This window comes from Marinobacter sp. (assembly GCF_046484525.1).
Taxonomy (GTDB): Bacteria; Pseudomonadota; Gammaproteobacteria; order Pseudomonadales; family Oleiphilaceae; genus Marinobacter.
The window spans coordinates 1-10544 of record NZ_JAWOIS010000025.1; the positions used below are offsets into that span (position 1 = coordinate 1).

At 59.6% G+C, this 10544-nt stretch carries 12 protein-coding genes; 11 read left to right on the top strand and 1 reads right to left on the bottom strand.

All coding sequences use genetic code 11. The features are described from left to right. The first annotated feature begins 355 nt into the window (after positions 1-355). From R6W86_RS05820 to R6W86_RS05850, 7 genes are all read left to right on the top strand, one after another. Complete coding sequence (locus R6W86_RS05820; RefSeq protein ID WP_410328437.1) at positions 356-625, top strand: ComEA family DNA-binding protein; 270 nt, start codon at positions 356-358, stop codon at positions 623-625. 99 nt (positions 626-724) lie between these two features. Then, on the top strand, positions 725-976 hold the full coding sequence (locus tag R6W86_RS05825; protein WP_343814792.1) for a type II toxin-antitoxin system Phd/YefM family antitoxin: 252 nt from the start codon (positions 725-727) through the stop codon (positions 974-976). After that, positions 966-1253, top strand: coding sequence for a type II toxin-antitoxin system RelE family toxin (locus R6W86_RS05830; protein ID WP_410328438.1), 288 nt, complete (start codon positions 966-968; stop codon positions 1251-1253). The genes R6W86_RS05825 and R6W86_RS05830 overlap by 11 nt, the downstream gene beginning before the upstream one ends. Before the next feature lie 82 nt (positions 1254-1335). Next, a complete protein-coding gene (locus tag R6W86_RS05835; RefSeq protein ID WP_410328439.1) occupies positions 1336-2115 on the top strand; it encodes a (Fe-S)-binding protein in 780 nt (259 codons plus the stop codon). Further along, complete coding sequence (locus R6W86_RS05840; protein WP_410328440.1) at positions 2112-3551, top strand: LutB/LldF family L-lactate oxidation iron-sulfur protein; 1440 nt, start codon at positions 2112-2114, stop codon at positions 3549-3551. Before R6W86_RS05835 ends, R6W86_RS05840 begins: the two co-directional genes overlap by 4 nt. Continuing rightward, on the top strand, positions 3548-4201 hold the full coding sequence (locus R6W86_RS05845) for a lactate utilization protein C (protein WP_410328441.1): 654 nt from the start codon (positions 3548-3550) through the stop codon (positions 4199-4201). Before R6W86_RS05840 ends, R6W86_RS05845 begins: the two co-directional genes overlap by 4 nt. Continuing rightward, positions 4198-5151: a DMT family transporter gene (locus R6W86_RS05850; protein ID WP_410328442.1), complete on the top strand. Its 954-nt coding sequence runs from the start codon at positions 4198-4200 to the stop codon at positions 5149-5151. The genes R6W86_RS05845 and R6W86_RS05850 overlap by 4 nt, the downstream gene beginning before the upstream one ends. Positions 5152-5163: 12 nt before the next feature. Here R6W86_RS05850 and gloA read toward each other — a convergent pair whose 3' ends face one another. Next, entirely contained in the window at positions 5164-5712 is a 549-nt protein-coding gene (gene gloA, locus R6W86_RS05855; protein WP_410328443.1) for a lactoylglutathione lyase, read from the bottom strand. A gap of 295 nt (positions 5713-6007) precedes the next feature. Between gloA and R6W86_RS05860 the strand changes: the two genes are divergently transcribed. The 4 genes from R6W86_RS05860 (at position 6008) to R6W86_RS05875 (ending at position 10528) form a co-directional block, all read left to right on the top strand. Then, a complete protein-coding gene (locus tag R6W86_RS05860) occupies positions 6008-6976 on the top strand; it encodes a DUF6160 family protein (RefSeq protein ID WP_410328444.1) in 969 nt (322 codons plus the stop codon). Between the two features lie 65 nt (positions 6977-7041). Continuing rightward, entirely contained in the window at positions 7042-8100 is a 1059-nt protein-coding gene (locus R6W86_RS05865; RefSeq protein WP_410328445.1) for a YbhN family protein, read from the top strand. Further along, positions 8097-10358: a glycosyltransferase gene (locus R6W86_RS05870; protein ID WP_410328446.1), complete on the top strand. Its 2262-nt coding sequence runs from the start codon at positions 8097-8099 to the stop codon at positions 10356-10358. The genes R6W86_RS05865 and R6W86_RS05870 overlap by 4 nt, the downstream gene beginning before the upstream one ends. Next, positions 10358-10528 (top strand): hypothetical protein, encoded by a 171-nt coding sequence (locus R6W86_RS05875; protein WP_410328447.1) that lies wholly within the window; start codon positions 10358-10360, stop codon positions 10526-10528. The genes R6W86_RS05870 and R6W86_RS05875 overlap by 1 nt, the downstream gene beginning before the upstream one ends. The last annotated feature ends 16 nt before the right edge of the window (positions 10529-10544 follow it).

Here is a 10544-nt window from a genome sequence, read left to right on the forward strand (position 1 = left end):
CCATCCTCGATAGAATAGGAATTGTCAGGGATGACAGCCGGCAAGGATCGTTGGCTCAAGGATGGAAACTCCACGGATCAGGAGTTACCCGAAGGATCGGGATGACAGGGATGAACACAAGGATGATGCGCTCAGGATGATGCGCAGCCTGATGGATCAGGCAGGGATCAGCCACGGATATTGGGTCCACAGGGAGCGTGGCCCAGTCCGTGCACCTCCGTTTTCGGAATACCCTCCTTACAGCTCATCACCTCAAAACCTTTATTCTCGCCTCTCAACCGAGCCTGCGCCTGTGCGGCATGACGTCCTGGCAAACAACCATAACGACGTTATTCAATCTCAGGAGTATGCTCACATGAAAAGAACCCCGATTATCGCCACGCTGGTCCTGCTGTTCAGCCTGTTCACCGGTTTCGCCTACGCCCAGGACGCCACTGTGAACATCAACACCGCAGACGTGGCCACCCTGGCAAGCCTCAACGGCATCGGCGAGAGCAAGGCCCAGGCCATTATCGAATACCGCGAGTCCAATGGCCCCTTCGCCTCCACCGCCGATCTCTCCAAGGTCAAAGGCATTGGCGCACGTACTGTGGAGAAGAACGCGGATCGTCTCAGCGTAGAGTAGGATTAACGGAGGGTGGCGCAAGCCACCCTGTCACTATCGGCAACCGGCAAAGAATGGTCTAAAATGAGATCTTATTTTGATGCACATTTGAGGTCTTTTATGCGCAAAGTACTTGCCGATTGCTCAGCCAGCATTTCCGAACTGAAGCGCAACCCTACAGCCCTGCTTGCCGAATCTGACGGTGCGCCTATCGCTATCCTTAACCACAACAAGCCCGCAGCGTATTTGGTTCCAGCGGAAACCTACGAGTGGATAATGGAAATGATCGACGACCAGGAGCTAAGCCAAATCGTCGAGAAGCGCCGCCAAGACAAACACAAGGCTGTCAGCGTCAATCTGGATGACTTATAAACTTAAATTTCTGCCAGTTGCACTGAAGGAGTGGAAAAAACTTCCGCCACCAATAAAGCAACAATTCAAGAATAAACTGTCTGAACGGCTTGAGAATCCTCACGTTCTTTCGGCCCGTCTCCGCGGCTACCAGAGCGTCTATAAGATCAAACTCCGTAATGCCGGCTATCGCCTCGCCTACGAGGTGGTTGATGACGAATTGATTGTTTATGTCCTCGCTATTGGCAAACGCGAGAAATCCAAGGTCTATCAAAAGTTATCCAACAGAAGCCGCTGAGCCGAAAGTCGTTTGGCATCCACCGCTCCTCCACCCTATTATTGTTCGATAATTACAATCCCATACCCGGAGCGGGGCATTAATGTCTGATCCCATCAAGGTTTATCCTTCAAAACCTCAGAAGGTCTATTATTTCGGCACCTGCCTGGTGGACATGTTCTACCCGGATGCGGGTATTGCGGGGGTGGAACTGCTGGAGCGGGAGGGCATCGAGGTTATCTTTCCCCAGGGCCAGACCTGCTGTGGCCAGCCTGCCTACACCTCCGGCTACCACGATGAGGCCCGTTCGGTGGCGCAAGCCCAGCTGGACCTGTTTCCGGAGGACTGGCCGATTGTGGTGCCCTCCGGCTCCTGCGGCGGCATGATGCGCAAGCACTACCCTTCATTGTTCAAGGACACACCCGAAGCCACCCAGGCCGCGGAAATCGCCGGCCGGGTCTGGGAACTGACGGATTTCCTGCTGAATGTCTGCCACATCAAGCTGGAGGATCTGGGTGAGCCGTTGACAGTCGCCATGCATACCTCCTGTTCGGCCCGCCGGGAAATGGGGGTGGCCGAGGTCGGCCCCGCCCTGCTTGGGCAACTGAAGAACGTCAATCTTGTGGAACAGATCCGGCCGGAAGAATGCTGTGGCTTTGGCGGCACTTTTGCGGTGCGCCACCCGGAGATTTCTGCCGCCATGGTCAGTGAGAAGGTGGACACCCTGGTGGATGCCGGCACCAAAGAATTTGTCACCACCGACTGCGGCTGCCTGATGAACATCGCCGGCTATGCCGAGAAGAACGGCAAGCCCCTCCAGGGCCAGCACATCATCAGTTTCCTGTGGGAACGCACCCGCGGAAACCAGGGAGGCCAGTCATGAGCGAGACCACAGCCCACAGCCATCCTCACGTCGATGTGAAGGAATTCCACCCCAGGGCACACGCGGCCATCCATAACCCGAAGATCCGCCAGAATTTCCGCACGGCGATGGACGGCCTGATGGCCAAGCGCAAGGCGGCGTTCGAGGGCTGGGACCTGGAGACCCTGCGGGACCTTGGCGCCAACATCCGCCTCAAGGCCCTGTCCAACCTGCCGGACCTGCTTGAGCAACTGGAACAGAAGCTGACCGAGAACGGCATCAAGGTGCACTGGGCGGTGGACGGCGACGAGGCCTGCCGCATTGTGCGGGATATCTGTGTGGCCCGGGACGCCAAGACGGTGATCAAGGGCAAGTCCATGGTGTCCGAGGAGATGGAGCTGAACCATTACCTCCAGGACCAGGGCATCGAGGCGCTGGAATCGGATCTGGGCGAGTACATTGTCCAGCTCGCGGACGAAACGCCCTCCCACATCATCATGCCGGCAATCCACAAGAACACCGGGGAAATTTCCGAGCTGATGCACGAGAAGACCGGCACCGATCTCTCCAACGATGTGGAGTACCTGACCGCCTCCGCCCGCCAGCAGCTGCGGGAGAAGTTCATGAACGCGGATGTGGGCGTATCCGGGGTCAACTTCGCGGTGGCGGAGACCGGGACCCTGTGCCTGGTGGAGAATGAGGGCAACGGCCGGATGACCACCACGGTGCCGCCCTGTCACATTGCGGTCACCGGTATCGAGAAGGTGGTGCCCAGCCTGGAGGATGTCCCCGCCCTGCTGGCGTTGCTGACCCGCTCCGCCACCGGCCAGCACATCACCACCTACTTCAACATGATCTCGAGCCCGCGCAAGGGCGAGGAGCTGGATGGGCCCGAGGAAGTCCATGTGGTGCTGGTGGACAACGGCCGGTCTTCCATTTACCAGGATGACGAGCTGCTGGATACCCTGCGCTGCATCCGCTGCGGCGCCTGCATGAACCATTGCCCGGTCTATACCCGGGTCGGTGGCCACACCTATGGCACCACCTACCCCGGCCCCATCGGCAAGATCCTGATGCCGCACCTGATCGGCCTGGACGAGGGTCGGCATCTGCCCACCGCTTCCAGCCTGTGCGGTGCCTGCGGCGAGGTCTGCCCGGTGAAGATTCCGATTCCGGACCTGTTGGTGCGCCTGCGCCAGGAGTCCGTGGACGGCGACCGGCTCCACCCGGCGAAAGTCCGGGGTCACGGCGCCAAGCGCAGCACCGGCGAGGCGCTGATCTGGAAAGGCTGGGCCTGGATGCATTCCAGCCCTGGCATCTACCGGCTGGGCACCGGGGTCGCAGCCAGATTCCGGGCCCTGCAGCCCTCGAAGGCGGGCGCCTGGACCGATTTCCGGACCGCACCGAAGCTCGCGGCAAAAACCCTGCACCAGCGGATGAAGGAGCGTGGCCAATGAGTTCCCGAAACATTATTCTCCAGCGCCTGCGCCATCGGACCGGCGGCGAACTGACCGCCCCGGAATGCGACTTCTCGGTCCTGAAACGGCCGGACTGGAGTACTGCCGAACGGATCGAGCTGTTCGAGAAAATGATCGAGTCGGTCCACGGCGAGGTACACCACTGCACCGCTGACACCTGGATCGAACGGCTGGCCGAGGTTCTGAACACCCGGGGTGCCCGCAACCTGATGATTCCGAAGCAGCACGCCATCGGTCAGGCCATCAAAGCTTCCGAGCGCACCGACTTGCCGGAACTTCTGCTCTATGACGAGCCGATCGAGAGCTGGCGGCCCTACCTGTTCAACGAGGTGGATGCCAGCATCACCTCCACCCGCGGTGGCATTGCTGAAACCGGCTCGCTGATCCTGTGGCCAACCCCGGACGAGCCACGCCTGATGAGCCTGGTGCCACCGGTGCACATTGCCGTGCTGAACGCCTCGGAAATCTACACCACGTTCCACGAAGCCATGCTTGCCCAGGACTGGGCCTCTGGCATGCCGACCAATGCGCTGTTAGTCTCAGGGCCTTCCAAAACCGCGGACATCGAGCAGACCCTGGCCTACGGTGTCCACGGCCCCAAAGAGCTGATTGTATTGGTTATTGAATGATCCAAGGCGCACTGTTGATCGCCCTCGCGGCCTTGCTGTGGGCGACCACAGGCATTGTCGCCAAATTCCTGTTTACCGGCACCGAGCTGGAACCCATCACCCTGGGCTTTCTTCGTCTGGTGGTGGCGTTGCCGTTTTTCTGGCTGCTGATGCGGCGGGAACAACGCCAACTCAAACGGGAGCACTCCGGTGAGCGGGTACCCGGGAGCTCCCTGCGCCACCTGGGACTCAAGGCTCTCCTGCCCCTCGCGGCACTCGGCCTGTTCCAGGCCTTCTACCAGGGTAGCTACCTGCTGGCCGTCGACCTGACCGGTGCCGGCATTGCCACCCTGATTGCCCTGTGCCTGCCGCCGGTGCTGGTAGCTCTCACCGCCGCGCCCCTGCTCGGCGAGAAACCCGGTTTGTTAACCATCCTGTCGCTGATCGCCGCCATCATCGGCACCGCCATGCTGGTGCTGAGCGATATGGACACCAGCGGTACCCTGCGCCTGGCCGGCATCCTGATGGCCCTGCTGGCCGCCTGTGTCTATACCGGCTTCACCCTCACCAGCCGGTACAACTCGGCGGGAACACCGGTATTCACCACGGCATTCATCTGTTTCTTCACTGCTGCGCTTATCCTGTTGCCGGTGGTAGCCGCCATCGGGGGCTTTGCCGGCCTGGAAACCCTGGATTTCCAGCACTGGCTGATGGTGGGCTACATCGGCGTGGTGCCCACCTGCATCGGTTACGTGAGCTTTTTCACCGGCATGAAAACCACGCCCGCGACCCTTTCAAGCATCATCGTGACGCTGGAACCGTTATTCGTGGCCCTGCTGGCCTGGGTATTCCTGGGAGAGGTGCTTGGGCCGATCGGCATTACCGGCGCCCTGATTCTGACGGCGGCGGTGATCGTCGCCTCCAGGTTTGGCGGGAAACCCGCCGCCGGACAGGCATCCGACGGCGGTTAACCAGAAGGACGTTCAGTCGTCCTTTTGCCGCTTGGCGAGCATGTCCGGCTGCAGGATCTCGATCCAGTAGCCGTCCGGATCCTTGATGAAGGCCAGGCCTTTCATCTTGCCGTCGTCCGGCTTCTTCACAAACTCGACACCCAGTTTCTCGAAACGGTCCGAAGCGGCGTACACATCCGGTACGGCGATGCCGATATGACCAAAGCCCTGGGGCTCGTCGTTGCCGTTGTGGTAGGCGAGATCTTTGTCGTCCTCGGTGCCCCAGTTGTGGGTCAGCTCAAGCATCGCCTCACGGCCGAAGGTGTAGGTGGTGCGGTGGGTATCGTCGCTCGGGACGAACTGGGCCGAACGGTCATCCAGGTACCCCAGGAAGTACAGGGTGAATTTCATCTCCGGGAAATCCAGCTTGCGGATGAGGTGCATACCCAGAACGCGAGTGTAGAAGTCCATTGAGCGCTCGGGTTCCTTGATGCGCATCATGGTCTGGTTGAAAACAAAGCCCTCTGTCTCGGGAACGGGCGCGTCGTACAGGCCGGGGGCGTCTTCGAAATGCTTGGGCATGATCATTTCCCTTTTGGTTCAGAGGATTCAAACTGTATACCTGCGTGCGTTTCAATCGGATTTCAAGGGGTGGAGGGATATCCAGGTCGGGCACTGAACCAGCTATTCGGGATCTGCATCACAGACACACCGTCGTACCGGCCATACTGTAACAATATGTAACCACTGATCGCCGCATTGATTCTGGTGTCCCTGCGGCCCGGATAACAACAAGATTCCGTCGAACGACATCGGGGCGCTCATGATTTCACCTCTCCCAACCCAGTTTTCAACGCCGCGCAGGTGCTTTCCCCTTATGGTGCTTGCGATGGCGTTGCCCGCTTCGGCGCTCGCCGAGTTCCGTGAACTCGATGAAAGCAGCATGTCGGCAGTGACCGGTCAGGCCGGAGTCACCATCGAGCTGGAAACCAAAGTCACCATGGACAGCCTTACCTGGACCGATGAAGGTTCGCTGAGCGTAAACGGACTGCGGCTCTCCGGTCAGAATGACACGGTGCTGGACAACATGAAGCTGACCATCGACATCGCCGGTGATGGCGAGGTGTTGGAGCACGGGTTCTCGGAGATTGCCCGGCGGGCGAATGCGGGCCAGCTGGACTCGAGCGATCCGGATGTGGCCGAGGCATTGGCCACCTACTCGGTGAATGGCGAGTTCGGTAAGCAGTTCGACAGTGGCGATGTGGTAATTCACCTGGGCGCGATCGATTACGGCGATCCGACCAGCCTGACGGATTACCTGCGGGCGGTGGATTTCGAATTGGCCGTGGACAGCATCGTAACATCCGGCTCGGAGGGCAGTGCCACGATGTTCTCGGATGTGTTGCTGCAGGGTTACGTGGGGCCGACCGACCTGGTGATCCGGAATCAGGGCGGCGAAACCCGCGCGCTGGCCAATGGCAATGTGGTATCCGGCTCGGAGTTACAGCTGGACACCCACTTCGAGATCACCAACGGCAGCCTGAACTGGGAGGCCGCCGACCTGATCCTGTTGTTCAACTTTGCTGCGGTGGGCATTGAGGGACTGCGGATTCATAACCGGCGCGGGGACGACACCCTGGGGCATTTCGGAATGGCCCATGCCACGGCAAAGCTTTCCCGGGGCACCAGCGCCGCTTCCGGAGCGGAGGGCCTGTCGGTGCATGAGCTCGAGTTTCGTGCGGATATCGACATGCCGATCTTCCGGATTGGCGGCACCAGCACCGGCAGCATCCAGTTTACGGACTTTGCCATCACGGACACCACCATGATGGTATATGGCCATTAAGGCACCACTGGACAAGCACTGCCACTTCCCCTGTAAACTGCCCGTCTCACTGTGACGGGCAGCCCATGACAGACTCAACGGACATCGATTACGAGCGCGGGACCTCCTGGCGAAGACTCGGTTTCTTCAGCCTGATCTTTGTCGCCCTGACCGCTGCCGGGCTTTATACGGTCTATCACCAGTTTGCCGACCGCAGCATTACCTTCGACACCCGGCTCATCGCGCCAGAGAATCTGCTGGCCTTCGGTGCCCTGCTGCTGGTGTATTTCCTGTCTGACGGGCTGAGGCTCTACTACACGTTGCGAGCCCTGGACCATAAACTGCCGTTCCGGATCATGTTCAAGCTGTTGTTTATCAACCTGTTTTTCTCGAACGTGACACCCATGGCCACCGGCGGTGGTTTCGCGCAGATCTGGTACCTCACCCGCCACGGCGTTCCCGTGGGGCGGGCCACTGCCGCGACCACCATTCGCACCGTACTGGCAGTGATCTTCATCTTTTCGCTGACCCCGGTTTTCCTGTTCACCCTGAAGGCCCTGGAAAATCACACCATCTCCGGGGAGATCGGCACCGCCCTGGCGGTGTTCATCACTCTCTACCTGGGTTTCTTTATCGTCCTGCTGTTCCGGACCCGGTGGCTCATTCTGCCCCTGAGCAAACTCATCAGCCTGCTCAGGCGAGCGCATCTGATTGGCGCACGCCGCCACGACCGGTGGCAGTTCAAGTGCCGCCGTGAGATGCTGCGGTTCTCTTTCAGCTTCAACGATTACATCGAGGGGCGGCCACTGTTCGTGCTGCTGTCGATATTCTTCACCGCCACGTTCCTGCTGAGCCTGTTCAGCTTTCCGGCCCTGCTCATCTACAGCCTCGGTTACGAGGTGGACTACCTGGTAACGATCGGGCTGCTGGTGGTCACCACCTTCATCATGTATTTCTCACCCACGCCCGGGGCCTCGGGCATCTCGGAGGGGGTGTTCGGCAGTTTCTTTCGGGATATCCTGTCCGGTAATCACCTGGTATTGGTTACCGTGGGCTGGCGCTTCCTGACCATTTACCTGGGCATGATTGTCGGGCTGCTTGTGCTCCAGAGGGAACTCACCAAAGACCGCAGGAAATCCGGATGATCTTCCGAAACCCGCTGAAACTGCTGTTCTACCTGTGCCTGCTGATCGTCATCCTGCTGGTGGGGTACAAGACCTACCTCAACCTGTTCATGCAGAACTTCAACAGCCTGCACAGCACCCAGGTGGAGCGCATCCACGAGCGGGTCAAACGCGGGGAAGCGGTCAACTTTGCCGTGGTCGGTAACATCAACAACTCCATCGGCATTTTCGAGGAACGGATTATTCCGGAACTGAACAGCTCCGGGCTGGACTTCATGGTGTCTGCAGGCAACGCGGTCAGTGGTGGCGGCGAGGACAAGTACCGGGCCCTGTACGGCACCCTGAACCATTTGCGGATCCCCTACCTGCTCACCTTCGGTGCCCACGAATTCGACAATTTCGGCAGCTTTCGCTTCTACGACCATTTCGGCCCACACTTCTACAGCATCCGCACCGGCAACGCCCGGCTGATCTTCCTGGACAGCACCGGTAAAACCCCCTGGCAGTGGCAAATCCGGTGGCTCAGCGACCTGCTCACCCAGGACACCAGCAACGCCCGCATCCTGTTCATCGGCCATCCACCGCTGGAGCCGGAGCAAAACCCGCTGTTCGACCAGGAAGACGACTACCTGCAGCCACCGGAGTTCCGGGAAGCACTGCTTGAGCTGATCGACAGCCAGGGCATCGACATGGTGTTCTCCTCGAACCTCTCCGTCTTTGCCGAGCAGGAACGGGATGGAACCCGGTTCATCACCACCGGCGGGGCTGGCGGCCTGGTCCTCAATAACGAGAGCAGCTTCTATCACTACGTGGAAGTGAGTGTGACCGCGGATGGTGACGTATCCCATAACCTGCAGCGACTGGAAGTCGGACAGCATCCGGTGTGGAGCACCCTGGAGAGCCTCTGGTTCTTCATCTACTCACTGTTCTACACCGGCTACCTCAACTTCATCCTGATTGTTGCGGTGTTTGCGGCCATTGCCATCAAGCTTTACCAGATCATCTTCATCGGCAAGGACTACTACCCGGACTACGACCTGGACCCCGCCCCCTGGCTCGAAAAATCGCTGCGGGTAGCCATGTTCACCAACAACTACCTGCCCTTCATCGGGGGCGTACCCATCTCCATCGAGCGTTTGCGGCAAGGGCTGGATAAACTCGGGGATAGCCCACTCATCGTCGCCCCGGGCTACAAGGATCAGCCCGACCACGAGGAATCCGTTTTGCGGGTGCCCTCCCTGCTGACCATGGGCAAGAACCGGGAATTCCGCCTGGCCAACATCTTCCAGCCCAGTATCCGGGCGCAGGTAAAGGCGTTCCGGCCTGATATCATCCACGTACACCATCCGTTCTGGCTCGGCAGCCTCGGCCTGTTCATCGCCCGTACTCTCAAGGTCCCGGCCGTCTACACCTACCACACCCGGCTGGAGCACTACGCCCACTTCGTACCACTGCCGGGCATGTTGTTCCGGAACCTGATCTCCCACGCCCTGATCAAGCACTTCGCCAACAAGTGCGACGGCGTCATCGTGCCCACCTACTCCACCGAGGAATACCTGCGCATGATCGGGGTAAAGACGCCCACCTTCGTGCAGCCCACGGGCATCGAATACCAGAAATTCCAGGAAGTGAATCCGGAGGATGTGGACAAGCTACGCGAGGAACTCGGGATCACCGAAGAGAAAATCTTCGTCAGCGTTTCGCGCCTGTCCAACGAGAAAAACATCGACTTCATGATCGAGGCCATTGAAGCCCTGCGCAAACAGACCGAGGTTCCGTTCCGCTTCCTGATGATCGGCGACGGCCACCAGAAAGACCGGCTCCAGAAGAAAATCGAATCCCTCGGCCTGCAGCAGCACTTCACACTCGTCGGCGCGGTACCACCCGATGAAATGGCCCTGTGGTACCACCTGGGCGACGCCTTCCTGTTCGCCTCCAAATCGGAAACCCAGGGCATGGTCATCCTCGAAGCCATGGCGGCGGGCCTTCCGGTTGTCGCCGTGCGTTCCAGCGGGATTGAAGATGTGGTCCGGCACGGATTCAACGGCTTCAAGACGCGGGAAAAACAGGACCAGTGGGTTGCCAGAGTGAAGGAGCTGCTGGAGAACGACGAACTGCGCGAGACCCTCTCCGGTAACGCTCTGGCGTTTGCGGCCGATTTCTCGGTGGAGCAGTTCGCGAAAGATGTCCGCAACATCTACGCCAGCACCCTGGCACTAGTAGACAAAAAGCGCCACCAACACCCGATCAGCGGACTACCAAGGTCTGGGGAGGGCTAGTGTCCCGTCTGGTTAATTCGCTGACCTACTGCGTGGCGCTGGGGACCCTGGCCAAGGCGCCAGTACGCAGGTGTGGTGGTTCCACATCAAGTGCTGGCAACACCGGTCAGGGGCCCCAGCGCCGCGCCCTTCGGGAGCCACTGAGAGCCTTGATAGCTGCGTTGCTCTGACTCGATTTGGAACCAC